General features: G+C 56.6%; 23 protein-coding genes. 7 read left to right on the top strand and 16 right to left on the bottom strand.

Annotation, left to right across the window (positions count from 1 at the left end; translation table 11 throughout):
* Positions 1-295: 295 nt before the first annotated feature.
* Together VH86_RS21705 and VH86_RS21700 are read left to right on the top strand one after the other, a co-directional pair.
* A protein-coding gene (locus VH86_RS21705) for an IS3 family transposase (protein ID WP_156150610.1) occupies positions 296-1,407 on the top strand; the annotation gives its coding sequence in 2 pieces (ribosomal slippage) (positions 296-557 and positions 557-1,407; 1,113 coding nt in all).
* A gap of 250 nt (positions 1,408-1,657) precedes the next feature.
* Complete coding sequence (locus tag VH86_RS21700; protein WP_045834074.1) at positions 1,658-2,815, top strand: M20 aminoacylase family protein; 1,158 nt, start codon at positions 1,658-1,660, stop codon at positions 2,813-2,815.
* Positions 2,816-2,929: 114 nt separating this feature from the next.
* On the opposite strand, the gene ybiB is transcribed toward VH86_RS21700, so the two are convergent.
* From ybiB to VH86_RS21685, 3 genes are all read right to left on the bottom strand, one after another.
* A complete protein-coding gene (ybiB, locus tag VH86_RS21695; RefSeq protein WP_045834073.1) occupies positions 2,930-3,898 on the bottom strand; it encodes a DNA-binding protein YbiB in 969 nt (322 codons plus the stop codon).
* 72 nt (positions 3,899-3,970) lie between these two features.
* Positions 3,971-6,148, bottom strand: coding sequence for an ATP-dependent DNA helicase DinG (gene dinG / locus VH86_RS21690; protein ID WP_045834077.1), 2,178 nt, complete (start codon positions 6,146-6,148; stop codon positions 3,971-3,973).
* A 54-nt stretch (positions 6,149-6,202) separates the two neighbouring features.
* Positions 6,203-7,099 carry a LysR family transcriptional regulator gene (locus tag VH86_RS21685; protein ID WP_045834072.1) on the bottom strand — a complete coding sequence of 299 codons (897 nt, stop codon included), beginning with the start codon at positions 7,097-7,099 and terminating at the stop codon, positions 6,203-6,205.
* 124 nt (positions 7,100-7,223) lie between these two features.
* Between VH86_RS21685 and speB the strand changes: the two genes are divergently transcribed.
* Both speB and VH86_RS21675 read left to right on the top strand, forming a co-directional pair.
* Positions 7,224-8,183, top strand: coding sequence for an agmatinase (speB, locus tag VH86_RS21680; RefSeq protein WP_038647995.1), 960 nt, complete (start codon positions 7,224-7,226; stop codon positions 8,181-8,183).
* Positions 8,180-9,265: an iron-containing alcohol dehydrogenase family protein gene (locus VH86_RS21675; protein WP_045834071.1), complete on the top strand. Its 1,086-nt coding sequence runs from the start codon at positions 8,180-8,182 to the stop codon at positions 9,263-9,265. Before speB ends, VH86_RS21675 begins: the two co-directional genes overlap by 4 nt.
* Positions 9,266-9,458: 193 nt before the next feature.
* Here VH86_RS21675 and VH86_RS21670 read toward each other — a convergent pair whose 3' ends face one another.
* The 7 genes from VH86_RS21670 to argH are packed head-to-tail and all read right to left on the bottom strand — an operon-like array spanning position 9,459 to position 16,477.
* Positions 9,459-10,820 (bottom strand): MmgE/PrpD family protein, encoded by a 1,362-nt coding sequence (locus VH86_RS21670; RefSeq protein WP_045834070.1) that lies wholly within the window; start codon positions 10,818-10,820, stop codon positions 9,459-9,461.
* Positions 10,804-11,691: a polysaccharide deacetylase gene (locus VH86_RS21665; RefSeq protein WP_045834069.1), complete on the bottom strand. Its 888-nt coding sequence runs from the start codon at positions 11,689-11,691 to the stop codon at positions 10,804-10,806. The genes VH86_RS21670 and VH86_RS21665 overlap by 17 nt, the downstream gene beginning before the upstream one ends.
* Positions 11,684-12,529, bottom strand: coding sequence for a polysaccharide deacetylase (locus VH86_RS21660; RefSeq protein WP_045834068.1), 846 nt, complete (start codon positions 12,527-12,529; stop codon positions 11,684-11,686). Before VH86_RS21660 ends, VH86_RS21665 begins: the two co-directional genes overlap by 8 nt.
* Positions 12,530-12,541: 12 nt before the next feature.
* Complete coding sequence (locus VH86_RS21655) at positions 12,542-13,363, bottom strand: ABC transporter substrate-binding protein (protein ID WP_045834076.1); 822 nt, start codon at positions 13,361-13,363, stop codon at positions 12,542-12,544.
* A gap of 19 nt (positions 13,364-13,382) precedes the next feature.
* Positions 13,383-14,147, bottom strand: coding sequence for an amino acid ABC transporter ATP-binding protein (locus tag VH86_RS21650; RefSeq protein ID WP_038648005.1), 765 nt, complete (start codon positions 14,145-14,147; stop codon positions 13,383-13,385).
* A 13-nt stretch (positions 14,148-14,160) separates the two neighbouring features.
* Entirely contained in the window at positions 14,161-15,039 is an 879-nt protein-coding gene (locus tag VH86_RS21645) for an amino acid ABC transporter permease (protein WP_045816652.1), read from the bottom strand.
* A 10-nt stretch (positions 15,040-15,049) separates the two neighbouring features.
* Positions 15,050-16,477, bottom strand: coding sequence for an argininosuccinate lyase (gene argH / locus VH86_RS21640; RefSeq protein ID WP_045834067.1), 1,428 nt, complete (start codon positions 16,475-16,477; stop codon positions 15,050-15,052).
* A 157-nt stretch (positions 16,478-16,634) separates the two neighbouring features.
* On the opposite strand from argH, the gene VH86_RS21635 reads away from it, so the two are divergent.
* A complete protein-coding gene (locus VH86_RS21635; protein WP_045834066.1) occupies positions 16,635-17,606 on the top strand; it encodes a LysR family transcriptional regulator in 972 nt (323 codons plus the stop codon).
* Positions 17,607-17,616: 10 nt separating this feature from the next.
* Here VH86_RS21635 and VH86_RS21630 read toward each other — a convergent pair whose 3' ends face one another.
* Together VH86_RS21630 and VH86_RS21625 are read right to left on the bottom strand one after the other, a co-directional pair.
* Positions 17,617-18,135, bottom strand: a complete 519-nt coding sequence (locus tag VH86_RS21630; protein WP_045834065.1) for a GNAT family N-acetyltransferase — start codon at positions 18,133-18,135, stop codon at positions 17,617-17,619.
* A complete protein-coding gene (locus VH86_RS21625; RefSeq protein WP_045834064.1) occupies positions 18,132-18,695 on the bottom strand; it encodes a helix-turn-helix domain-containing protein in 564 nt (187 codons plus the stop codon). The genes VH86_RS21630 and VH86_RS21625 overlap by 4 nt, the downstream gene beginning before the upstream one ends.
* Positions 18,696-18,846: 151 nt before the next feature.
* On the opposite strand from VH86_RS21625, the gene VH86_RS21620 reads away from it, so the two are divergent.
* A complete protein-coding gene (locus tag VH86_RS21620) occupies positions 18,847-19,581 on the top strand; it encodes a MerR family transcriptional regulator (RefSeq protein WP_045834075.1) in 735 nt (244 codons plus the stop codon).
* Between the two features lie 171 nt (positions 19,582-19,752).
* On the opposite strand, the gene VH86_RS21615 is transcribed toward VH86_RS21620, so the two are convergent.
* From VH86_RS21615 to VH86_RS21600, 4 genes are read right to left on the bottom strand one after another with little or no spacing between them, the layout of a single operon-like run.
* Positions 19,753-20,484 (bottom strand): ABC transporter permease, encoded by a 732-nt coding sequence (locus VH86_RS21615; protein ID WP_045834063.1) that lies wholly within the window; start codon positions 20,482-20,484, stop codon positions 19,753-19,755.
* Entirely contained in the window at positions 20,484-21,419 is a 936-nt protein-coding gene (locus VH86_RS21610) for an ABC transporter ATP-binding protein (RefSeq protein WP_038648020.1), read from the bottom strand. The genes VH86_RS21615 and VH86_RS21610 overlap by 1 nt, the downstream gene beginning before the upstream one ends.
* On the bottom strand, positions 21,412-22,575 hold the full coding sequence (locus VH86_RS21605; protein WP_045834062.1) for an ABC transporter permease: 1,164 nt from the start codon (positions 22,573-22,575) through the stop codon (positions 21,412-21,414). Before VH86_RS21605 ends, VH86_RS21610 begins: the two co-directional genes overlap by 8 nt.
* A 3-nt stretch (positions 22,576-22,578) precedes the next feature.
* Positions 22,579-23,487, bottom strand: coding sequence for an ABC transporter substrate-binding protein (locus tag VH86_RS21600; RefSeq protein ID WP_045834061.1), 909 nt, complete (start codon positions 23,485-23,487; stop codon positions 22,579-22,581).
* Positions 23,488-23,705: 218 nt separating this feature from the next.
* Between VH86_RS21600 and VH86_RS21595 the strand changes: the two genes are divergently transcribed.
* Positions 23,706-25,172: an MFS transporter gene (locus tag VH86_RS21595; protein WP_038648028.1), complete on the top strand. Its 1,467-nt coding sequence runs from the start codon at positions 23,706-23,708 to the stop codon at positions 25,170-25,172.
* The last annotated feature ends 49 nt before the right edge of the window (positions 25,173-25,221 follow it).

Genomic DNA, 25,221 nt, shown 5'->3' with positions numbered 1-25,221 from the left:
CTACTCTCTACTCTCTACTCAATGTTTCGTGCCATATCCCGGACTGACAACCATAGATTGCCGCATAAAACTCGTGAATCCCCCTTTAACCTTTCAGCCCCTACAATCCCTCAATCCCTCAGTCACTCAGTCACTCAGTCTCTCAGTCTCCCAGTCTCCCAGTCTCCCAGTCTCCCAGTCTCCGAGTCTCTCAATCACTCAATCACTCAATCCTTATGTAAGTATCCCGGTAAAGCGGACCATTCACTTTTAGAGATCTTCCGACATACTGACTATGTCCCCGGAGGAGATCATTATGCGCAAAGCCCGGTTCACCGAACACCAGATCATCGCCGTACTGAAGTCCGTCGAAGCAGGCAGGACCGTCAAGGATGTCTGCCGCGAGGCCGCCATTTCCGAAGCCAGCTACTACAACTGGAAGGCGAAATATGGCGGGATGGAAGCCGCTGATATCAAAAAGATCAAAGATCTTGAAGACGAGAATCGTCGTCTGAAGCAGATGTTCGCCGATCTGAGTCTGGAATGCAGGGCGCTGAAAGACGTCATCGAAAAAAAGCTTTAAAACCAGCGATAAAGCGTGAGCTGGTCAGCTATCTGACCGCGCAGTTTGCGATGAGCTTACGTCAGGCATGCAGGATATTGTCGCTGAGCAGGACGGTTTTTCGTTACCAGGCGGATACACGACGTGATGAAGCGGTGATCCAGGCCCTGACAGAGGCGGCTGAGCGCTACCCCCGCTACGGTTTTAAGAAGATTTTTCAGGTGCTCCGCAGGCAAGGGCACGTCTGGAATCATAAGCGTGTGCACCGGATTTACTGCCTGCTGAAACTGAATTTTCGTCGCAAGGGTAAACAACGCCTGCCGGTGCGCAATCCGGCTCCGCTGGCGACGCCGGAAGCACTCAACCAGAGCTGGTCGATTGATTTTATGCACGATGCCCTGACATGTGGCCGACGTTTTCGGACTTTCAATGTTGTTGATGATTTTAACCGTGAAGCACTGGCCATCGAAATTGACCTGAATATCCCAGCGCAGCGTGTCGTCCGGGTACTGGACAGGATAGTGGCAAACCGTGGATATCCGCTGAAGATGAGGATGGATAACGGGCCGGAACTGATTTCCCTGGCTCTGGCACACTGGGCAGAAGAGCATGGCGTGATGCTGGAATTTATCAAACCGGGCAAGCCACCACAGAATGCCTTCATAGAACGGTTTAACCGAACGTACCGGACCGAAATACTGGATTTTTATCTGTTCAGAACGCTGAATGAAGCACGGGAAATTACAGAGCGCTGGTTGTCGGAATATAACAGCGAGCGACCTCATGAATCCCTGAATAACCTGACGCCGGAAGAATACCGGCTGATGGCTGAAAAACCGGAAATCTCAAAAAGTGCGTGGAACTAAAGCCGGGATACTTACACTTAATCCTTAATCCTTAATCCTTAATCCTTAATCCTTAATCCTTAATCCTTAATCCTTAATCCTTAATCCTTAAATGCATCATGCTGCGGGGCATATTCCATTCCGCTATAGCCTATAGCCAAATTATTCCGTTCCACGATAGACGCCGCCCTGCGCTTACCACTACAGTGGAGACATCGCGTTATGTGTCAGAAAAATCGCAGCAACTGCTGCTGATGGAGAGCCTTACTTTATGAGCCTGCCTGCCGTCCTGCTGGAAAACGCCCTGAAATGGCGTCGTCAGTTACACCAACATCCTGAACTCGGTTATCAGGAGCAACAAACCAGCGAGCTGGTTGCGAACGTGCTCTCTGAAGCAGGATTACAAGTGTTCCGTGGCCTGGCAGGCACTGGCGTGATTGGCACCCTGGAAAACGGTCCTGGGCCGGTGATTGGCTTGCGTGCCGATATGGATGCCCTACCGATGACCGAAAAAGGTGCGCCGGAGTGGAAATCCAGCCGCCCTGGCGTGATGCACGCCTGCGGTCACGATGGACATACGGCGATTCTCCTCGCAGCAGCCTGCCAGTTGGCCACCACACGCCACTTCAAAGGCACGGTGCACTTCCTGTTCCAGCCTGCGGAAGAGAATCTTGGCGGTGCGCGGAAAATGGTGGAAGAAGGTTTGTTTAAGCGTTTCCCAATGGATGCGGTGTACGCCATGCACAACTGGCCGGGTTTGCCGGTGGGTTCACTGGCGGTGAATCCAGGTGCGATGATGGCCTCGCTGGATTCCTTTGAGATCACCCTCAACGGTAAAAGCTGCCATGCGGCGATGCCAGAAAGCGGTGCCGACCCGATGGTGGTGGCAGCAGAATTGATTATGGCGCTGCAAACCATCCCATCACGCCGTTTGTCACCGCTGGCGTCAGCGGTGGTGAGCGTGACGCAGATCCATGGCGGTGAAGCGATTAATGTGATTCCCGAGCAGATTGTGTTGCGTGGTACGGTGCGATGTTTGCAGACTGACGTACGTGACCGCGTGCGCAGTCTGATAGAAGATTTTGTCACTACCCTGCCGCGCCCGTTTGGCGTCAGCGGCGAGATTCACTGGTATCCGGGTTACCCCGTTACCGCCAACCATGCCCTCCCGGCGGAACAGGTACGTGAGGTTGCCCAGCGCGTGTTAGGCGAATCACAGGTGCATTGGCAGGTGAATCCCTCCATGGCATCGGAAGATTTCGCCTGTATGCTGGAATCCTGCCCGGGGGCTTACTTCTGGCTCGGTGCCGATGGCACAACACCTTCCGCGCCATTGCACAACGCGCATTACGATTTCAATGATGAGTTGTTGCCAATTGGTATCAGTTTCTGGCAGCAACTGGTGGAGAGCGTGCTGGTCAAAGCCTGACGGCCGGATTCGCGGAATCCAGGAATCTCAAGCGGCATTGCGCGCTTGATCTTTTATCATCTCTCGGCTGTGCGTTTGACCCGCAACCAAAGGCTGCGGGTATTGTTCTACCCGTCAGATCCCAGCTAGCTGCAAGCGGGTTTCCGCCTCATCCAGCGACGCTGACTCTCCGGTTGCCACTAAGCAGCACGCCAGCTGTAAACGCAGCGCCTGTGGCACCGCTCGTTCGCCGCCCAGCACCTGTTTGATCCAGTCTGCGGTGTCCTGCGCATTTTTACTTTCTGGCAGTTCCACGCTGATTTCTGGCTGGCGCTCTACCCACACTTCCGCCTCTGCGCCCGCACCGGCAATGTAGTTAATCGCCGGACAGCGCTGTGGATTGGCATACACTTCACCTTCGGTGCCGTTCAGCAGAATGCCGGGTGCATCGATATCCTGGAAGAACTTGCCGACGCGCGGCACATATTCCGGATGGGAAACACTCGCCAGACGCAACGCGGCACGTTCGGCAAACGGCGTGGCCAGCTTCGCCAGCGTGTGTGCGCTGTTACGCACGCCCATGCGCCAGCGCAGCGACAGCTGTTTTGCCATCGGTGCACACAGGTGATCGATGGTGATAAAGGCCAGTTCGCCGCTCTCCAGCTTCGCTTGTGCCTGTTGCGCGTTGGTGACCGGCGCAATATCCAGCGCCGCCAGCACGGCTTCGGTGGTGATGCGCGTCGGATCGTCACTCACACCGTGCAGCAATACCGGAAAACCGAGTTTGCTTAATAGTAAGGCTAACAGCGGCGTGAGATTGCCCTGACGACGTGCGCCGTTGTAGCTGGGGATCACAATCGGCATCGGGCGATTGGCGGGCGGCTGCAACTGCATCATCTGCTGCTGCATGGCGTGGTAAAAACCGCGCATCTCCTCTTCACCTTCGCCCTTGATACGCAGGGCGATCAGCACACCGCCGAGTTCCAGTTCGGGTACTTCATCCGCCAGCATCGCGCTGTACAGCGCAACGGCGGTGTCGAAATCGATATCGCGCGCGTGATTCTTACCGCGCCCAATCTCTTTGATGATTTTATTCAGTTCCATCAGGGCATTCCCGCTTCCAGGGCGCGCCGATATCCGGCGGCCAAAAGGTCATTGAGGTGCGCCTGGGCACACCTAAGATTTCTTACTTTTACGCTTCGCTGATTTTACTGGGGCTTTAACCACTGCTGTTACCGCTGGTTTTATGCTGGCTTCAGGCACCATCGGTTGCTCAATCGGAAACACCGGTAAGGCGGCCAGCAGCCGACTGCCATAAGCTTTATTAAGTAGTCGCCGATCGTATATCACGATCTCCCCGAAGCAGTGATGGCTACGAATAAGACGCCCGACTTGCTGAATCAACGTAAACGAAGCGCTCGGTAGACTCTGCACTTCGAACGGGTAGCGTTTAAGGCTCTTCAGCCACTCCCCTTCGGTCAAAATTACCGGACTGTCCACTGGGGGAAAAGCAATTTTATGGATATGCACCTGCGTCAGCAGATCGCCCTTTAAATCCAGGCCTTCAGCGAAAGACTGCAGTCCGATCAGAATACTGGTTTGCCCCGCTTCGACTCGCTGGCGATGCAGCTCCACTAAGCGCGAACGAGGTTGATCGCCCTGCACCAACATCGATAAGCGTAATGCGCTGACATGGCTGACAAACTGCTGCATCGCGCGCCCGCTGGCAAACAGCACCAGCACGCCTTTGTGCTTCTCTTCTGCCATTTGTTGCAGGAAAAATCCTGCCATCTCGGCGATGTGCTCTGCTTCATTCGCCATCAGCGGTTCATAGCGCATTTGCGGGATCACCAGCTTGCCTTGATCGACATGATTAAATGGCGAATCCAGCGCCACAAAGCGATCGCCCGCTTTCTCGTTTAGCCCTGACATCTCTTGCAGCCGATTGAAGCTGTTCAGTGAGCGCAAGGTCGCCGAGGTCACTACCACATGTGGGATTTTACGCCACAGCAGTTTTTCCAGCTGATCGCTGACGCGAATCCCGGCGCAGTGAAACAGCAGATGCGCCTGGCCGTCGCGAATTTCTCGCGTAATCCATTTCGATACCGGCGCATTAGAGGCTTTCTCCATGGCCGCCAGTCGCCAAAGTTTACTGATCGATTCGAACCAGCCAAACTGGCGGTTAAGCTGAATAATCGCCCGATGCAGTCGCATAATGTCGGCTTTGCCGGTTTGCTCACCTAACTCATTGAGTAACCCTTCGCTCAACCCGCGCAATGCATCGCTCAGTTTGAACAACCGTGCGCACATCGTCATCAGTTCTTCCGGCAACTCACCCAGCACAAAACGGAACTCACCCGGCTGGTTGTGCGCGGGTAATAACGGATTCAGCGCGTCGCACAGAATTTGCAGCAGTTCACGCATCTCATCACAATGGCCTTTTAACCGCTCAGGGTTGGTCAATGGAGGAGGCGATTTCGGGCGGAACTGCGCCATGATGGTTTCCACCAGCCGCACAAACAGATCGAGCTGCAAACTGCTCCAGCCGGGGGTGATTTCCGCGCTCATCTCCAGCGCGTCACGCGCCACTTCTGGCAGATGATGACCTTCGTCCAGCACCAGCATCAGGTGTTTGGCAGGCGGTAAGACAGATTCATTCTCCATCGCCGCCATCACCAGCGCATGGTTCGCCACCACCACATCCGCCTGTTCTATTTCACGACGTGCAACAAAGAACGGGCATTCACGATACCAGCGGCAGTGATGCCCCAGGCAGTTGGCTTTATCGGTGGAAAGGCGCTGCCACAGGCTGTCATCAATCGAGACATCGGAGTGATCGCGCAGGCCATCCCATTTGTAGCTGCTGAGTTGCTTTTCCAGTTTGGCGCAGAACTTCTGCTCTTCTTTCGACCCGGTTACCGCTTCTTCATCGAGATACAGCAGCAGGTCACCCTGCTGATCCTCGGTCGCCGCTAGCGCCGCGAGATTGCGCGGGCAAACATAGCGGCCACGACCAAACGCGGCTGTGAAGGTGAGATCGGGGATGATTTTTTTCAGCAGCGGCAGATCTTTGCTGAAGATCTGATCCTGCAGCGCGACGTTGGCGGTGCTGATCACCAACCGTTTCTCCTCAGCGCGGCTCACCGCGATGCCGGGGATCAGATAAGACAAAGTTTTACCCACACCGGTGGGGGCTTCAATCGCCAGATGGCGGCCTTCATCACCGGCCAGACTTTTTGCCACTTCGGCAATCATCTGACGCTGGGGCGCACGGGGGATAAAGTCAGGAACCTGCTGCTGCAGCGCCTTATACCATTGCGCAATCTGGCTTTTTATCGCTGCTGTCAGGGCCATGTTCATTACTGTTTGCTGAATTGGCCTGTATTTTTACACAGTATCGGCGCAGCGTCAGCTTTCGCTGCTATTTTTTCGCGCTGGATTCAGAATTTCACGCATCGCACGAATCAGCGTTTCGCGGGCGCGTCCCCGACGGAAGGCAAAGGAGAACGGTGCGCGGAAGTGAAAATGTTGCGGCAACAAGCGGCATAGCGTGCCCTGCTGTTCTCCGCTTTGCGCGTAGTGTTCCGGCAAATAGCCGATATATCTCCCGGAGAGGATCAGCGTCAACTGCGCCTCTATACTCTCCACTGAGGCGTTAGTCTGGCGGAAGCCGCGCTTGTTTAACTCCTGCTGATTCCAGTAACGCCGCGTCACCATGCCGGTTTGCTGGACGGTGCGCATATCCGGATCGCCCTGCGCCAGGGGATGTTGCGGACTGCAATACAACCAGTGTTGTTCCTCATAAAGCGGAATGGTGACCAGATTGCTGGCACGCAGTGGAAAGTGCCCGATTGCCAGATCAAGGCGGTCTTCCAGTAACTGCTGCTGCAGTTCGTTGGGATCGCGCACGCTGAGATTGAAAAATACCGCCGGAAAACGCTGATTAAAGCGCGCAATCGCCGCCGGCAGATCCAGCGTGCTGTCCGTGACAGTGGCATCCACCACGCCCAGCGAAAAGGTGCCACCCTGGGCACTTTTTAGCGTCTCAACCTGCTCCTGCCAACCCGCCAGCGTGGCCAGCATTTCCTGACTGTAACGATGAAACTGTTCGCCTTTCGTGGTGAGGGTAAAACCGCCACGTCCGCGCTGGCACAGAATAAAACCCAGCTGCGTTTCCAGCTCGCTTATATAGGCGCTAATGGCGGGCGTGGTCATATTCAGCGCCTGCTGAGCACGTGAATAGCCCTGATTCTCCACCACGCTGGCGAACACCTGGAGCAGTTTGAGATTGGGGAGCGTTTGCACCGCATTTCCTTCAGTGATTGCTGACTAAAGTTAACCAATCTATGAAGTGATTATTTGCTGTCAAGGATTTTTCCCGCGCCGCCCTCAGGCCATGATGAGACTCACTTAGCCGAAGGAGTTCGTGATGACCGATTTTCCTCAGCCGCAGGGCGGCAACGAGATGCCCCGTTTCGCCGGCCGTGGCACCATGATGCGTTTGCCCGCTGCCGAATCCCCTGCCGACCTTGATGTCGCGTTTGTAGGCATTCCGCTGGATATCGGCACGTCACAGCGTAGCGGCACGCGCTATGGTCCACGCGCCATTCGCGCAGATTCCGTGATGATTCGCCCTTATAACATGGCGACTGGCGCAGCGCCTTTTGATTCGTTGCGCGTCGGCGATCTCGGCGATGTGCCCATCAATACTTACAGCCTGCTGAAGTCGGTCGATATCATCGAAAACTATTATACCGAGCTGAACAATTGGCCGATTATCCCGTTAACGCTCGGGGGCGATCACACGTTAACGCTGCCGATTTTGCGGGCGCTGGCGAAGAAGCACGGGCCGATGGGCCTGATCCACATTGACGCGCACACCGATACTAACGATGAGATGTTCGGCGAAAAGATCGCCCACGGCACCACATTCCGCCGTGCGGTAGAAGAAGGCCTGCTCGACTGCCAGCGCGTGGTGCAAATTGGTCAGCGCGCTCAAGGCTACGCCGCCGATGATTTCCAGTGGGGCGTCGATCAAGGCTTCCACCTGGTGCCGGCCGAGCAGTGCTGGTATCGATCCATGACGCCTCTGATGGCCGAAGTGCGTGCGCGTATCGGCAACGGTCCGGTGTATCTCAGCTATGACATCGACAGTTTCGATCCTGCATGGGCACCCGGCACCGGTACGCCAGAAGTGGGTGGATTGACCTCAATGCAGGGACTGGAGATTGTGCGCGGCTGCCGCGGACTCAATCTGGTCGGGGGCGATCTGGTCGAAGTGTCACCGCCGTACGATATCAGCGGCATGACCTCCCAGCTGGCAGCCAATATCCTTTATGAGATGCTGTGCGTATTGCCCGGTGTCCGTTACACAGAGAAAAAAGCATGACACAACAGAATTTGGTGTTTCCGGCGCGCGTGCTGCGCGGCGCGGGCGTGATCAATCAGCTGGGCGAGATTTGCGCGGGGCTGGGCAAACGCGCTCTGCTGATCGGCGGCCATCAGGCACTGCAGTCGGTGGAAGCGCAGGTGCGCGCTCAACTGCTGGCGGCCAACGTGACGCTGCTGGCGCAGGAGTGGTTTGGTGGTGAGACCTCGATTAACCAGATCAACCGTCTGGCCGTCATCGCCACCGAACTGCAAGCTGACGTGATTATCGGTGTCGGCGGCGGTAAATCGCTGGATACCGTAAAAGCCGTGGGTGCGCAGTTGGGGCTGCCGTTTATCACCATCCCGACCATTGCCGCCACCTGTTCAGCAGTGACGCCGTTGACCATTCGCTACGACGATAACGGCAATTTCTTCGATATTTTCCCGCTGCCACAGGCACCCGCAGCAGTGATCATCGATAGCGAGTTGCTGGCTAAAGCCCCTGCTCGCTGGCTGGCTGCGGGTCTGGGCGACACCCTGGCAAAATGGTATGAGTTCCGCGCGGTGAGCGTCCGCCATCCGGCACGCGAAGGCAATGCATTGTCATCATTGGCTCATAGCCAGATTTGCTATGACGTGATCGCGGAACACGGCCCGGCGGCCTATGCGGCGGTGCTACGCGGCGAGAGCAGCGCCTCATTGGATCAGGTGCTGGATGCGATCTTTACCTGGGCCGGATTGACCTCGCTGATGAGCAACGGCGCCCATGCGGCAGCATCCCATGCAATTTATGAAGGATTTACCTTCTGCGATAAGACACGTGAGTTCGGTCATGGCCTGTTGGTTGGCTTTGGCAACTTGTGCCTGTTGGCACTGGAAGATCGCAGCGATGAAGAGGTACTGGATGAGATGCGTCTGGCGCGCGATTGCGGTGTGCCATTGACGCTGCATGAGATTGCCGAGTTGAATGATGCCGAACTGGCGCTGATTGTGCGTGAATCCGTACATGCACCGGACATGGAGAATATGTCGGTGGCGGTCACCGAAGCCCGCCTGCTGGCGGCAATGCAGCGGATTGAAGGGTTGGCTGATCGGGTTTAAATCTGTGTGAACGCCAGAAAAACAATGCCTGCTGAATGCGCGTAAGTGCGGGCCGTAGCACCGCTGCTGCTGCCGGGCAGTCCTCGCGCCCCCAGCCTGCGTTATCACCTGTGAATAAATCTGAAAGCCTGCAAATGCACCAGCAGCCTCAGTTTTTTCTACAAATTCAGGTGCAAAATTCTGCACCCGAACCCTATGCAAGAGCCAGCAACGCCACCAGTTCCTGCACATCCGCGACGTCATCCAACTCCATGCAAATCGCTTCCAGCTGTTCAACCTGCTCAACCGGCAATACACGCCCCGCTAAGCTACGGTATTTAGCCAGCAGCGCTTCAAGGCTCAGCGGATTAGCCGGCGCACCAGACGGCACCGGCACATGCTGCTGCCATTGCTCGCCCTGCAGGGTTTCAATCCGCACCCACGGCTCGTCGTCACGGCCCTGCTGCTCATCAATCACCAGCTCAATCCGCGCCATAAAGGCTTCCACCTGTGGATGCAGACGTTTGGCATCATCGTAGCTGGACAGCTCGGCGGAGCCGTACAACGCTCGTGCTGCCAGTGCATATGGCAGGCTCATTTGTGCACTCGCCAGGCTCTGCAGCTCACGTCCGCCACACATCTCCAGCAGGAACGGATTTAATCCCACCAGGATACGTTCAATCTGTGCAGGCTGTACCGAATGCAGCGTCAGCATCAGGTTCAAGGCATCCACCGCAGAATGGGTTCCACGGCAGGCGGCATACGGCTTGATCGAGCAGCGCGCCAGCTTCCACACCACGCCAAGATCGGCGGTTAACGCAGCGGGTTGCTGTGTTTCAGATGCCAGTGTTTGCAGGAATCCGCCCCACTTCGCTTCGAAAACCGCCAATGGCCCATTAATACCACGCTGCGCCAGCTGTGCTGCCTGCACGCCACCTTCAGCTGCACGTGCGGCATGCAGCTTTTTGGTGTGCGAGCCGTCGTGAATAAAGCCCCACAACCCACCGCTAAAGCTGGCGGCAATGCCCAAAGCCGACGCGCACTGTTCACGATCCAGCTGCAGCAGTGAACACACCGCCGCTGCGGCACCAAACACGCCACAGCTGGCGGTGGAGTGCCAGCCTGCGCCGTTATGCGCAGAGTAGCCGCCGCAAGCTTCCAGCACCCGGCGTCCGACGTCATAACCGATCACCATCGCCACCAGCAGCGTCTGGCCGTCAACCGGCTGCGTCGCCAAAGGCAGCGCCGCCAGAATAGCGGGAATCACCACCGCGCCCGAGTGATCGCAGCCGCCGGTATCATCCAGCTCATACATATGTGCAGCCACGCCGTTGAGCCATGCCGCCTGGCGTGGACTCACCTGCTTTGCACTTCCCCACACTTGTGCCTGCTGATGCCCACCTTCTGCGAGCGCCAATAGCAGACATTCGCGCCAGATTGGGCTGTCGCTGCCCGCCAGTGAAGCCCCGAGCGTATCCAGCAAATGGCGTTTTGCCTGTTCGACCAGCGCATCAGGCAGCTGTTCAAAACCTGTTTCGGCGATAAATGTCGCCAGTTGATCAAGCGAACTGCCCATGCGCACCTCCTGTGATGCGGGTAAACACTTCGGCTGGATGGGAAACATCGTTACCCGGCTGCGTTTGCCAATGCGTCGCCACCTGCTCCGCCGTGGCGATCCACACGTTGTGCTGTTGCAGCGTCTCGATCAATTCACGCAGCAAGCCGATGCGCCCGGCAGTGCCGATGATTTCCGGATGCAGGCGCAGCAGATAACACAGGCCAAAGCGGTGGAAGCCCTGGAAGTCTTGCGTCATGTTTGCCAGCGTTTCGGCATAAGGTGCAATCCGCGACTGCCCCGGCGGGATGGCCGGGCTCAGGTTAAAGGCGAAATAGGGTTCGTCTTCCAGCGTGTAGTGCATCGGCAATTCCACCAGCCGCGTGCCGGGATGGAAGTACGGCAGATCGTCGCCGCGCCAGCTGGATGACCAACGAATACCCTGATCCACCAGCGCCTGTGCCAGGCCCGGTTTCCACTGCCCTGCTGGGGTGCGGAAGCCCTGAATCGGTTTGCCGGTAAACTGTGCCAGCTGCTCACAGCCGCGCGTCACGCTGGCAATCTGCTGCTCCAGCGACAGCACCGAGAAATCTTCATGGCGCTCGCCGCTACAGGCGATTTCATGGCCATCAGCCACGATGCGTTTAATCAGTTCCGGCTGCTCTTCCGCCACAATTGCCGGTAAGCACCAGCTGGCTTTCAGCTGTTTTTCTGCCAGCAATGCCAGCAAGCGATCCACGCCGCGCAGGGTGCCATAGCGCCATACCGACAGGGTTTTATCACGTCCGGTGACGGCCGGTGCCTGCGTCAAAATGCCGTGAATGTCGTTGAAATCGATGGTCAAAACGGCGGCGGACTGGAAGCCCAGCGGCCAGCGGGAAGATTCAGTCATGCTGTTGCTCCTGCAGATACCACTGCGCCACCGCATCACAGCGCGCAAACCACACGTCGTCACGCGCTGTCATATGTTCAAACAACTGCTCCAGCAGCAAGATACGTCCTGGCTGGCCGGAAATTTTCGGGTGGAATAACGTGGTCAGGCACAAGCCTTCATCCATTGCACCATCGAATTCGCGCTGCCAGTTATCACGGGTATGCGCATAGCTGGCGATGCGATCGCCGCCTTTCGGGAAATCGGGCTGGCGCGTGTAAGCCAGCGAGGCGTAATCATCCATCTCCCACTTGCCAGGGATCTCGACCAGCGGCGTGTGACCCGCCACCGGGATGCTATAAGGACGGTCGTCACCGCGCATGCTGCTGGAGTAAATTACCCCAGCATCACGCAAAATTTGTGGCGTTTCGGCATGCCAGTCACCTGACGGCGTACGGAAACCGCAGGCGGTGATACCCAAATGCTGTTTAAAGATTTCAGCGGATTTCGCCATCACGGCACGCTGTTCAACTGGCGGAATCGCCCAGAAAGATTCGTGACGATAGCCGTGATAGGCCACTTCGTGGCCTTGTTCGATAATCGCCTGACACTGCTGCGGCCACTGTTCCACCACCCACGCCGGCACAAAAAACGTGGCGGGAATCTGGAAAGCGCGCAGCAGGTCGAGCAATCGCCCGAGCGCACGGTACGGCCCATACGCACCGAAGGTGAAATATTCTGGCGTTGACCACAGGCTGCCATTCAACATGGCATCGCCGGTGGGACCATCAAGGTCAAACGCCAGCGCCATACAGCCGCGTTTCCCCTGCGGCCAGCGCACTGCGCCCGGTTGTTGCATCGCTACGCTCCTTTAGCCCTGGTTAACGGTAGCCTGAGTGACGCCATTGTCGGCCAGACCCCATTTCGTGAGGATCTTCTGGTAGCTGCCATCGGCAATCATCGCGTCAATCGCCGCCTGAATGGCTGTGGTCAGCTCACCGGCATCTTTACCAATTGCCATGCCGGTGTACTGGAAGGAGAAGGCTTTATCGAGTGGCTTATATTTGCCTTTCTCAAGATCCATGATGTACGGCAGCGTTTCACTCCCCTGCACCACGCCATCCAGACGGTTTTGACGCAGCTGAGTGCGTGCATCGGCCGTCCCTTCGGCGCCGACCACAATGATCGCTGGCTTGCCGGCTGCTTCGCAGTGCGCTTTAGACCAGTTGGCAATCTCTACCGGGAAAGTGGTACGACGGCTGGTGCCGACTTTCTTGCCGCACAGATCCATGGCGCTGTTGATGTCGCTACGCGCTGCCTGGGTGTAGAACTGCGGGCCGGTTTTGAAGTAATCGATGAAGTTAACCACCTTCTGGCGTTCTTTGGTGTCGGTCATACCGGACATCACCAAATCGACACGCTTGGTCACCACGGCGTTCACCATCTGCTCAAAGGCGATCTCCTGCCAGTTGATCTTCACACCCAGCTTCTCACCGATCGCCTGACCGAGATCGTAATCCACACCAGTGAGCTGGTTGGTGGCCGGATCTTTGAAATCCATGGGCGGATAGTTCGGCATGATCGCCACGGTCAGGCCTTTCTCTTTGATGGCGGCTGGCACGGCGATGTCCGCCCAGGCAGAAGATTGCAGTAACAGCGCGGCACTGATGGCACTCAATAACAGTTTTTTCATGTTTTTCACCCCGGTCACGTTAAAGAAGAATCGCGTTAATAAAGTTTTTCATCCGTGGGTTTTGCGGGTTCAGCAGAATGTCTTCTGGTGCGCCCTGCTCGATAATGCGTCCTTCGTCCATAAACACCACCTGATTGGCCACTTCACGGGCAAAGCCCATCTCATGAGTGACCACCAGCATGGTGGTGCCCTCTTTTGCTAACTGGCGCATAACGGCCAGCACTTCACCCACCATCTCCGGATCCAGCGCCGAAGTGGGTTCGTCAAACAGCATTAGTTTCGGTTTCATCGCCAGCGCACGCGCAATCGCCACACGCTGCTGCTGCCCGCCAGACAGTGACTGCGGGTAGTCGTGCGCTTTGTGTGCCAGACCAACGCGATCCAGCAGTGCCATTGCCTCTTCCGCCGCCTCACGCTTCGGACGCAACAACACGCGGCACGGCCCTTCGATAATGTTCTCCAGCGCGGTTTTGTGCGGGAACAAGTTAAAGCGCTGGAAAACCATGCCGGTTTGCAGGCGCTGGCGGGCAATCTGCTTATCGCTTAACGCATGCAGTTTGTTGCCCGCAATGCGATAGCCCGCTAATTCGTTGTCGACCCAAATGCCACCCTGATCGACCTTCTCCAGCTGGTTGATGCAGCGCAGGAAGGTGCTTTTACCGGAACCGGATGGCCCGAGGATGCACATCACCTCGCCGTAATTCACTTCGAGGCTGACGTCCTTCAGCGCGTGGAACTGGTCGAAATATTTGTTCACCTTGACGGCGCGCACGATGTTTCTCATCTCTCTCTCCCAATTACTGACGCTGGCGGTGACCGCGTGAGAAGAAGCGCTCAAGGCGACTTTGACCAAACGACAGCACGGTGACGATGATCAGGTACCAGATGCCCGCCACGAACAGCAGCTCCATCACGCGCGCATTGGCGAAGTAGATGGTTTGCGTGTTGTAGAGCAGTTCGGAGTACTGGATCATGCTCGCCAGACTGGTGGTTTTGATCATGCTGATGAATTCGTTGCCCACCGGCGGCAAAATCACGCGCATCGCCTGCGGCAGAATAATGCGCTGCAGCGCTTGCAGACGTGGCATGCCAATCGCTTTCGCCGCTTCATATTGGCCGGTATCCACGGACAGCAAACCGGCGCGCACCACTTCGGAGGTGTAAGCCCCCTGGTTGATGCTCAGACCCAGCAGCGCCGCGAGGAACGGCGTCATGATGGTGACGGTTTGCACGCTGAACACGCCGGGAATACTGATGGTGGGAAACACCAGCGCGAGGTTAAACCACAGCAGCAGTTGCAAAATCAGCGGCGTACCACGGAAGATCCACGCGTAGCCCACGGCGATGTAGTGCAACACCGGATTGGGCGACATATACATAATCGCGGTGATCACGCCGAACAGGATGCCGAGTCCCATTGCCAGCACCGACATAATCAGCGTGTTCACCACGCCGTTGAGGATCGCCTGAGCAGTAAAGAACTGGCCGACAAATGACCATTCAATGTTGCCGTGGGCGAAGGCATTCACCAGCAACGCCAGCAGCACCAGGATCACCGCCGAGGCAGTGATGCGACCGTAATAACGGCGCGGCACCACCTGATAGCGATCCAGATCGTAATGCGTCTGCTCGCGGCTGTTTTTCAGGCTGGGTTCAACCGGGGTGGTTTGCGACATCAGCGTCTCCTCAGGCGCGCGGGCCAGCGTAATCTTCAGTCCAGCGCTGCTGGTCCTGCATCAGGATTTGCAAACGCGCTAACTGTTCACGTACCCGGTCTGGTGCTGTGCCGCCATAGCCACTGCGTGCCGCCAGTGCGGCTTCCAGCGTCAAAGCGCTGCGCACTTCTGGCGTTAAACGCGCGTCGACGGCCTGCAACTGCGCATCGCTCAGGTCGGACAGACCGCAATCTTCGCGTTCGCACAGTTGCACCAGCTGACCGGTGATTTCATGCGCTTCACGGAAAGGCACACCCCGCATCGCCAGCCAGTCGGCGACTTCCGTTGCTAAAGTGAAACCATCCGGCGCTTGCTCACGCATGACGTCGGTGTTGAATTTCAGCGTCGACATCATGCCCGCCATGGCAGGCAGCACCAGCAGCAGCGTGTCCACAGCATCGATCACGTTGCGCTTGTCATCACTGAGGTCGCGGTTATAGGAGAGCGGCATGGCTTTCATGGTGGTGAGCAACGCCATCAGATTGCCGACCAGACGTCCTGAACGACCGCGCGTCAGTTCGGCAATATCCGGGTTTTTCTTCTGCGGCATGATTGAGCTACCCGTGGCATAGCTGTCATGCAATTCCACCCAGCGGAACTGGCGCGACGCCCACATGCACACTTCTTCACACAGGCGAGACAGGTTGATACCGATCATGCTGGTGACGAACAGGAATTCTGCGGCGTAATCGCGGCTGGCAACGGCATCGATCGAGTTCTCGCACGGTGCCAGATAGGCCAGATCTTCTGCGGCTTTTTCCGGCTGGCGCGCAATTGCCGACCCTGCCATCGCTGCGGCACCGAGTGGGCAGCGCGCGCTGCGGCGATCCCAGTCCTGCATACGCTCGATATCGCGGGCATAAGATTGCGCATGAGCCAGCAGTTGGTGACCAAACACAATCGGCTGTGCCTGTTGTAAATGGGTGAAGCCCGGCGCCACGCTTTCGGTGTGCAGTGCCGCTTGCTCAACCAGAGATTGCTGCAGTGCCAGTAAAGCGCTGACCACTTTGCGGCCGTTATCACGCAGGTAGAGACGCAAATCGTTGACCGTCTGATCGTTACGAGAGCGACCGGCGCGCAGTTTGCCGCCCAGTGGTCCTAAGCGCTCAGTCAGTGCGCGTTCAATGAACGTGTGGACATCTTCATCAGCAGCGATCGGGTGCAGATTGCCCGCACGATAATCAGCATCCAGCGCATCAATCGCTGCCAGCATGGTTTCGAGTTCTTCACTGCTCAGCAGATCGCCGCGTGCCAGTTCACGGGCATGTGCCCGGCAGCCTGCTAAATCGTAAGGTGCCAGGGCAAAGTAATAATCCGGGCTGCGCGACAGCGCGGTTAAACTGGCCGCCGGTGCCGCTTTAAAACGCGCGCCCCATAACAGTTCGGCATTATCAGACATGCTATTTCCCCTTACAGATACTCGTCAGCGATATGGAAAAGATATGAATAAACCAGCTGTGATAATAAAAACTTATTTCACACTCACACTGGTAAATACGTCATATTTCAGGTTCACTGTACTTTCACCGCAATTATTCCGGAGTTGAATAGCAAAGATGGAAAGTAAAGTTTCCCAGTCTGGAAACAATGCAAATAATCGCGGCGATAATGCGGTTCTGGCACTGAGTAATATCGACTTAAAATTGCTTCGCGTATTTAAATGCGTGGTGGAAGCCGGAGGATTAACCGCTGCCAGCAACGAACTGAATATTGGTTTAGCCGCCATCAGCAAGCAGGTTTCCGATCTGGAGATTCGTCTCGGCATGACGTTATGCAGCCGTGGACGCGAAGGCTTTGAACTGACGCAGTACGGCATTAATGTCTATCAGGCCACGCTGGAGCTGTTCGTCTCCCTGAATCTGTTCCGCGAACGTCTGCACAACAGCCGCAATGAGTTGCTGGGTGACATCGCCATCTGTGTGGTGGATAACACCATTTCTGATCCACATTCACCGGTCACTGCGGCGGTGCAACAGTTGCACCAGAAAGCACCAAAGGTGCAGATTCGCTTACAGACTGCGCAATTAGATGATATTGAACGGGGCATGAGTGAAGGTCGTTTTCATTGTGGCATTGCGCCGGTTTATGAAATGAAAAGTGATTTTGATTACTTCCCGCTTTATAAAGAATATTCGAAATTATATTGCTCCATGTCACATCCTTTATATTCTGGATCTTGTGATAAGAATATATCGGTGGAAATATTACGTGAGCAGAAAATCATTAATCATTTATATGTCACGCCGCGCGATGACCGTCGCCTCATTCCATTACAGGAAAGCGGTGCGCAGGCGGTGCAAGTGGAATCCGTCGCCATGCTGATTCTAACCGGGCACTTTATTGGTTATTTACCCGAACACTATGCTGCTCCCTTTATTGCGCGGGGGCAGCTTTGTGAGTTAGGTGATGAATCGGTGCGCCGGGAAAATCCGTTCTGCCTGATGATGAAAAAAGGCCGGAAAATTAATCCGATTATCCGGCTGTTTATGCAATCACTGGGCCTGGCAGAGGCCGAAGAGGCGCACTAAGTTGGTGCAATCACCCCACCACTTTATACATCACCGTGGTGGCATCTAACGCCCCTTCCGTCGATTCGGCATACAACGGAATGGAACCCGCGATTTGCCAGTCCATCGATAAGTAGAGATCCGTGGCCACATCGCCGCTGCGCGTATCCAGCACCAGCAGTGTTTTGCCCTGCTCAACCGCTAATTGCTCAGCCTGCTGCATCAGACGACGGGCAATCCCCTGACGCCGGGCACGGGGATGCACCAGCAATTTACTGATTTCTGCGCGATGACGGCCATTCGGCATGGCGCTAAACCCGACCATCACCGTCGCAACAATCACACCCTGCTGCCACGCCACGAGGAGTTGATTATCGCCGCTCGCCAGGCTGTAGATTTTATCCTGCCAGAAGCGTTCCATCGCTGCGCGATCATCGGCATCAATAAAACCGACGCTGGCCCCGTCAGCCACGCAACCGTATAACACCTCGGTCAGCGCGGCCAGCAGGGGCTGTGCCTGTGTAGCACTTAACTGTTCAATTTCAGTCATGGTTTGCACACCACCAAAATGTAACGTGCGCCGCCTTCCGGGTGCGCCTGGAATGATGATTTGCCGGTGAGATGAAAACGCAGGCAATCCCCCGCCTGCAGTGTCCAGCGCTGATCGTCCATGGTGAACGTCAGCTCGCCGGATTGCAGCCAAATATGCTGTTCCAGCCCCTGTACCGGAGGTGCGTCATAATCAATGCGCGTGCCGGGACGCAGCACGCCTTCCACCATTTCCGCTTTGAAGTGGCTGGCTGGTGGCGAGACGCTGCGGCGCTGATACCCGCTGGCATCATCACGCCACACCGTTTGATCGCTAGCCTTGAGTAGCAGCGCCGCTTCCTCTTCCACTTCACTCAGCAGGCGTGACATGGTCAAGCCATAGGCAACGCACAGCCGGTTAAGCAAAGCGGCTGTGGGGCTGGTCTCCGCCCGTTCAATGCGCGACAATGAAGCCCGGCTGATGCCGGTAGCCATCGCCAGTTCGTCCAGTGACCAGCCACGTTGCACGCGCAATTCGGCTAAACGTGCGGCCAGTCGATCTTCGGTATCCGGTACAGGCATGTTCACCTCTCATATATGGGAAATAATTCTCACTTATGAAATAAGGCCTTAATTTGCATAAAACGTCAAGTTGTACAAACATAAAAGAGTTGTACAACCCAAGCGAGGCAGTTAAGGTGTTGTAATGCAGGTCAGAATTTTCGAGGACGCCATGGCCTTATACAGTATCGGCGATGTTGCCGAACGCTGTGGAATCAACCCGGTAACGTTGCGCGCCTGGCAGCGCCGTTACGGTTTACTAAAACCTCAGCGTACAGAAGGCGGTCACCGCCAGTTTGATGATGAAGATGTTCAGCGGATTGAAGAGATCAAACGCTGGATTGAGAGTGGTGTGCCTGTCGGCAAGGTTAAATCCCTGCTTGAAGGCCAAACCGTCAACGTGCACGATGGCTGGACGGCGCTGCAGGAAGAGCTGATGAGCGTGTTGCGCCACGTTCGTCCGGCAAAATTACGCACCAAGATTGCCACCATTGGCCGCGAACATCCGGTGGATTCGCTGATTGATCATGTCTTTATGCCAGTGCGCCAGCGCCTGGGGCTGGATCAGCACACCGCGCGCACCATGTGTAGCCTGTTAGATGGCGCACTGATTGATTACGTGGCGTTTTGTCTCGCTGGCGGCCGAAAAAAGGCTGGCAAAGATGCTTTGATGATTGGCTGGGGCGTGGATGATCGTACCCGTCTTTGGCTGGAAGCCTGGCGCTTGTCAAATCAGGGCTGGCGCATGGATGTCTTAGCTGAGCCGCTGGATATGCCGCGTCCTGAACTGTTCCCCGGTCAGAATCTGTTTATCTGGACCGGTAAAAAACCAACACGACGCCAGTTAGAGCAGTTTGAGCACTGGCAGGCGCAAGGGTTTGCCACCCATATTCACGATCCCGCCTGACAAAAAATCGCACACACGGCCTTTGCCTCGCCGGGTGTGCGCGTTATCATGCCGCACTCCATGACTTTTCTCAGGTTTCCCTTATGAACTGGAATAAAATTCTCATTGGTACCCTGTTTGCCGTGATGGCCATTGGCGGCATGGGTGGCATGATGCTGGTAGGCTACAGTCTTATCCTTCCCAGCCACTGAGTTGACGTTGCACGCGTTCTAACACGCGGTCGCAAATCAGTGCCAATAGCGCCACCAACAGCGCGCCCTGAATGACATAGGCGGTGTTAAAGCCGCTCAGTCCGATAATCACCGGCGATCCCAGACTTTCTGCGCCCACCGTAGAAGCGATCGTTGCGGTGCCGATGCTGATCATCACCGATGTACGCACGCCAGCCATGATCACCGGTGCGGCCAGCGCCAGTTCAATCTGCCATAAGCGCCGCCAGGGCCCCATACCCAGCCCAACGGCAATTTCCCGGTTGCTGTCGGGCACGCTATCTAATCCTGCCAGCGTGCCCTGCAAAATCGGCAACAGCCCATAAAGAAACAGCGCCATGATGGCAGGTGTCGCGCCAAATCCCATCACTGGCACGGCTATCGCCAGCACCGCCACCGGCGGAAAAGTCTGCCCTGCTGCCGCCAGCGTCTCCAGTAACGGTCTGAATGCCCGCCCGGCACGTCGCGTGGCGAAAACCCCGCAGCCTACGCCAAAAATAATCGCCAGGGCGCTGCCGCTGAACACCAATGACAGATGTGCGAGGGCCAGCCGCCAGAAGCTCTCCTGCTGATACAACGGGCGTTCCAGCTGCGGGAACCAGTGGGCAAACAGCGATCCGCTGTGCGGCAATCCCCACAGCAACAGCAAAAACGTCGCCAGCAGCCAGTAAAGGGGATCGCGCCATAACCGCATCACATCGCCTCCCGCTGGCGCAATAGATCGCTGAAGTGCAATACACCCAACGGCTGTTGATGCTGATCGATCACCGGCAGTTTGTCGGTGCGCCGGGCGATAAACTGTGACAGCGCCTCACGCAGCGTCAGGCTGGCGGCTATCGGCTCACCGTCCAGCCACTCACCGCGCCGTGCTGCACCGCCCGCACGGCCCAATGCCAGCAACCGTACGCCTAGCTCGCTGCGGCCAAAGAATTCACGGGCAAAATCCGTGGCCGGTTGCGTCAGCAGTTCAATCGGCTTGCCCTGCTGCACGATTTCACCGCCATCCATCAATACCAGTTGATCCGCCAGCGTCAGCGCTTCGTCGATATCGTGCGTCACCAGCACCACCGTGCGTCCTGACAGCTTCTGAATGCGCAGCATCTCCTGTTGCAGCGCCTGACGGTTCACCGGATCGAGCGCGCCAAACGGCTCATCCATCAACAATAGTTCGGGATCGGCCGCCAGGGCGCGCGCCACGCCAACCCGCTGCTGCTGACCGCCGGAGAGTTGATGGGGAAAACGCGTCGCCAGATGCGTATCCAGATTCAGCAACGCCAGCAGTTCCTCTACGCGCTGTTGAATTTTTGCCTGCGGCCAGCCGAGCAGTGACGGCACGGTGGCGATGTTCTTTGCCACGTTCCAGTGCGGGAACAAGCCAATCGACTGAATGGCGTAGCCAATGCGCCGCCGCAGCGCGCGCGCATCCATGCGTTCAATCGGTTCACCGGCAAAGCGGATTTCGCCGCTGTCATGTTCCACCAGCCGATTGATCATTTTGAGCGTGGTGGATTTGCCTGAACCGGACGTGCCAATCAGCACGGTGAAACTGCCCTTCTCAATATGCAACGTGAGATCACGCACCGCCGCTTTGCCGGCAAATATTTTGCTTACCTGGTGAAACTCAATCATCGGTTCTCTCCAGCAGTGCCGACAGTAAACGCAATGCGGCATCAAACACCACCGCCAGCGCGACCACCGGAATCACGCCCAGCAACACCAAGTCCAGTGCGCTGCTGAGTAATCCCTGAAAAACAATGGCGCCAAAGCCACCGGCACCAATCAGCGCCGCAACCACCGCCAGGCCAATGGTTTGTACCACCACCACGCGCAAGCCCGAAAGCCACACCGGCAGCGCCAGCGGGAGCTCGGCGAGCCAGAACTGTTGCAGCGCGCTCATGCCCATACCGCGTGCGGTTTCACGTACCTCCTGCGGCACCTGCTGCAACCCCGCCACCACGCTGCGCACCAGCGGCAGCAGCGCATACAGCACCAGCGCGATCAGCGCCGGAGCCAGACCAATACCGCTGATGCCCCAACTTGCCAGTACCGGGAAGTGAGCCACCAGCCCCGCCAGCGGCGCAATCAGCAAACCAAACAACGCCACAGAAGGCACGGTCTGGATCAGGTTGAGTAGGCTGAAAGCGGCACTTTGCCAGCGCGATCGCCGGGCAATCACCAGGCCGAGCGGCAAACCAATCAATACCGTCGGCAACAGCGTACCAGCCAGCAACAGCAGATGCTGGCTAAAGGCGGCATCAAATACCGCCCTGCGGTTGGCATACTCTTTCATCAGGGAGAGGTGGTCGAGGTGACCGCTGAGCAATAACAGCAGCGGCACCAACCAGATTTGCAGATTCAACAGGATACGCCATGGCGTACTGACCGTGAGTTGGCGGATAGCCTCAGCGGCCAGCAATAACGCCAGCGCCGCCGCACACCATAAACCGCTGCCAAAGGCCGTGCGTGCCAACGGGCTGCCGTTGTTAGCCAGCTGCGCCGCCGTCTGCCCGCCAATAAAGATCAGCAGCGCAAACAGAATCTCAGCGTCCAGCAATGCCATCACCAGATTGCGACGCCGTGGCTTCCACCACAATCCTTGCCATAACCAGAGCAACGGCAGCAGCAACAGCCAGGATTGCGCCACTTGCCATAACATCAGCGGCTGTCCGGACACCAGGCGGTTGGCGGCGAAACTGAGTAACGGCAAGGTAGCCAGAGCCAGCGTGATCAGCAGCGTTAAAACCAGCAGCACCGGCTGCTGGCGCGGTCTCAGTAACAACGACACCGCTTACAGCAACTTATTCTGCTGTAGCCACTGCTTCGCCACCTGGCTGGCATCCTGACCGTCAACCGCAATCTGCGCATTGAGCTGTTGCAGGGTTTTCTCATCCAGCTTACTGAACACCGGCTGTAACCAATTGCCGATGTCCGGATACTGTTTCAGCACGCTTTCACGGATCACTGGCGCAGGCGCATAGATCGGCTGCACCCCTTTCGGATCGGTCAGGGTTTGCAGTCCGAGCGCAGCTACCGGGCCATCGGTGCCATAAGCCATCGCGGCATTCACGCCGGACGTTTGCTGCGCAGCCGCTTTGATGGTCACCGCCGTATCACCGCCCGCCAGCGACAGCAGCTGTGACTGATCCAGCTTGAAGTTGTAGGCTTTTTCAAACGCAGGCAGTGCATCGCTGCGTTCGATAAATTCCGCCGACGCTGCCAGCTTGAAGGTGCCGCCTTTTTTCAGGTAAGCGCTGAGATCGTCTAGAGAGTTAAGATTATTTTTCTGTGCCACATCACCGCGCACCGCAATGGTCCATGTGTTGTTGGCGGGCGCTGGGGTTAACCACACCAGATGGTTTTTATCCGCATCGAGCTTTTTCACCTTCTCATAGCCCTGCTGCGCATTTTTCCAGGCCGCATCTTTCTCATCACTGAAGAAGAACGCGCCGTTACCGGTGTATTCCGGGTAGATATCCAGTTCACCTGCGGTGATGGCTCCGCGCACGACCTGCGTGGTGCCGAGCTGGATCTTGTTAACCGTTTTCACCCCATGTTTATCCAGCACCTGCAGAATAATGTTGCCTAACAGCGAGCCTTCCGTATCAATCTTTGAACCGACCTTGACCGGATCGGCGGCATTCGCTGCGCTCACACCCATCGCGAGTGCGATTATCCCCAATAAACCCTGCTTAATCATGCCGCTGTCCTCTGCTTATGTTTTCAGTCTGTGACTATCAAGCGTAGCCTGGCGAAACAGGATGGGGGCGGTCAAGCGCCTAAGTTCGAGCTTTTTCTGCTATTTAATGCACATTGCTTATAACCCATTCGCAGGACATATAACCAAATGGAATTTTTATTGGGTTTCAGTAGGCTTATTCTCATAGGCCCACTCTTTACAATAAAATACATAACATCATGTCCGATTTAGCTTCTCCGGCGCACGTCGCGCTGGCAGGGAATGCGCCAACTGGCGAAACCAAGTGGATACGCAGCGCGGCTGACGTGTCGAATCTCGTTAACAACAGCAACGAATCACGCAGCAATGCGCGCATCGTGGTGGCCATCGCCCTCGGCGGTGTGTTCCTGGATGCCTACGATCTCGGCGCACTGGCCTTTGGTATCAAAGATGTCACGCGCGAATTTAACCTGACGCCGACCGGCACCGGCATGGTGGCCTCCGCGATTACCTTCGGCGCGATTGTGGGTGCGCTGATTGGCGGTTATCTCACCGATAAGATTGGCCGCTACCGCGTGTTTATGGCCGATATGTTCTTCTTTGTGATTGCCGCCCTCGCCTGCGCCTTTGCCCCTAATGAATATGTGTTAGGCGGTGCGCGCTTTGTGATGGGGCTTGGTGTTGGCATCGATTTGCCTGTCGCCATGGCGTTTCTTGCCGAGTTTTCTAAACTGCGCGGGCAAGGGAATAAGGCCGCCAGCGTGGCGATGTGGTGTCCCACCTGGTATGCGGCGATCAGTATTTCCTATCTGCTGGTATTGCTGCTGTATGCGGTGCTGCCGGAGAGTCACACCGATTGGTTATGGCGGCTGATTCTTGGTTTCGGCGCGGTGCCGGCGTTGCTGATCATCGCCATTCGCAGCCGTTATATGAGTGAGTCACCGGTATGGGCGGCCAATCAGGGCAATCTGCACGGCGCCGCGCAGATCCTGCAGCGCTCTTACAACATCAATGCGCACGTAGCGGATGATGCCGAACTGACGCCCGCTAAACCGGTGCGCAAAGCCAGCTGGCGTAACTATGGCGCGCTGCTGCAGGGCGTATATCGTCGCCGCACTATTCTGGCCACCGTGACCTCTATCGCTTCATCGTTTGCCTATAACGCGGTGGCTTTTGGCCTGCCGGTGATTATTTCCAGCTTCTTTGCGCAATCGATGCTGACCACGATTTTGGTGTCACTGGCGTTGAATTTGCTGTTCGCTTTCGTCGGTGGCTTGCTGGCCGTGCGTCTGGTGCCGCGTCTCGGCGCGTGGAAGATGTCGGTGGCGGGTTACAGCTGTCAGTGCATTGCCCTGTTGGGGTTAGCGCTGATTGGTCGCCCGGAAGGCGGTGAACAAGCGGCATTGGCGATTGCGATGCTGGCGCTGTTCCTGTTTGGTCAGGGGTTCGGTCCGGGTTCGCACACCATGACCTTTGCCTCGCTGAGCTACCCGGCTTCATTGCGTGGCGTGGGTGTTGGATTTAACCAGACGCTGATGCGCGGCAGTTCAACCGTGTCGCTGTTCCTGTTCCCACTGCTGGTGGCGGCCTTTGGCACCGGCGTATTCTGGGTGATTTTCCTTGCCCCGCTGATTGGCTTGCTGGCGCTGCTGGCGATTCGCTGGGAACCCTCAGGCTACGATGTGGATGCGGAAGACTTTGTGTAAATAACAACGCCCCTTCACGGGGTAATGCGGATCAGTTAAGGATCAGTTG

It is taken from the genome of Pantoea sp. BL1, from assembly GCF_000963985.1.
GTDB classification, from domain to species: Bacteria; Pseudomonadota; Gammaproteobacteria; order Enterobacterales; family Enterobacteriaceae; genus Pantoea; species Pantoea rwandensis_B.
Note: the sequence above shows the minus strand (reverse complement) of the source record. Positions and strands in the feature narration are given on the sequence as shown.

Bases quoted from the DNA above. Each gene is read 5' to 3' on its own strand.
- VH86_RS21700 (WP_045834074.1), top strand. From the start codon at position 1,658: ATGAGCCTGCCTGCCGTCCTGCTGGAAAACGCCCTGAAATGGCGTCGT.
- ybiB (WP_045834073.1), bottom strand. From the start codon at position 3,898: ATGGAACTGAATAAAATCATCAAAGAGATTGGGCGCGGTAAGAATCAC.
- dinG (WP_045834077.1), bottom strand. From the start codon at position 6,148: ATGGCCCTGACAGCAGCGATAAAAAGCCAGATTGCGCAATGGTATAAG.
- speB (WP_038647995.1), top strand. From the start codon at position 7,224: ATGACCGATTTTCCTCAGCCGCAGGGCGGCAACGAGATGCCCCGTTTC.
- VH86_RS21675 (WP_045834071.1), top strand. From the start codon at position 8,180: ATGACACAACAGAATTTGGTGTTTCCGGCGCGCGTGCTGCGCGGCGCG.
- VH86_RS21670 (WP_045834070.1), bottom strand. From the start codon at position 10,820: ATGGGCAGTTCGCTTGATCAACTGGCGACATTTATCGCCGAAACAGGT.
- VH86_RS21665 (WP_045834069.1), bottom strand. From the start codon at position 11,691: ATGACTGAATCTTCCCGCTGGCCGCTGGGCTTCCAGTCCGCCGCCGTT.
- VH86_RS21660 (WP_045834068.1), bottom strand. From the start codon at position 12,529: ATGCAACAACCGGGCGCAGTGCGCTGGCCGCAGGGGAAACGCGGCTGT.
- VH86_RS21655 (WP_045834076.1), bottom strand. From the start codon at position 13,363: ATGAAAAAACTGTTATTGAGTGCCATCAGTGCCGCGCTGTTACTGCAA.
- VH86_RS21650 (WP_038648005.1), bottom strand. From the start codon at position 14,147: ATGAGAAACATCGTGCGCGCCGTCAAGGTGAACAAATATTTCGACCAG.
- VH86_RS21645 (WP_045816652.1), bottom strand. From the start codon at position 15,039: ATGTCGCAAACCACCCCGGTTGAACCCAGCCTGAAAAACAGCCGCGAG.
- argH (WP_045834067.1), bottom strand. From the start codon at position 16,477: ATGTCTGATAATGCCGAACTGTTATGGGGCGCGCGTTTTAAAGCGGCA.
- VH86_RS21635 (WP_045834066.1), top strand. From the start codon at position 16,635: ATGGAAAGTAAAGTTTCCCAGTCTGGAAACAATGCAAATAATCGCGGC.
- VH86_RS21630 (WP_045834065.1), bottom strand. From the start codon at position 18,135: ATGACTGAAATTGAACAGTTAAGTGCTACACAGGCACAGCCCCTGCTG.
- VH86_RS21625 (WP_045834064.1), bottom strand. From the start codon at position 18,695: ATGCCTGTACCGGATACCGAAGATCGACTGGCCGCACGTTTAGCCGAA.
- VH86_RS21620 (WP_045834075.1), top strand. From the start codon at position 18,847: ATGGCCTTATACAGTATCGGCGATGTTGCCGAACGCTGTGGAATCAAC.
- VH86_RS21615 (WP_045834063.1), bottom strand. From the start codon at position 20,484: ATGCGGTTATGGCGCGATCCCCTTTACTGGCTGCTGGCGACGTTTTTG.
- VH86_RS21610 (WP_038648020.1), bottom strand. From the start codon at position 21,419: ATGATTGAGTTTCACCAGGTAAGCAAAATATTTGCCGGCAAAGCGGCG.
- VH86_RS21600 (WP_045834061.1), bottom strand. From the start codon at position 23,487: ATGATTAAGCAGGGTTTATTGGGGATAATCGCACTCGCGATGGGTGTG.
- VH86_RS21595 (WP_038648028.1), top strand. From the start codon at position 23,706: ATGTCCGATTTAGCTTCTCCGGCGCACGTCGCGCTGGCAGGGAATGCG.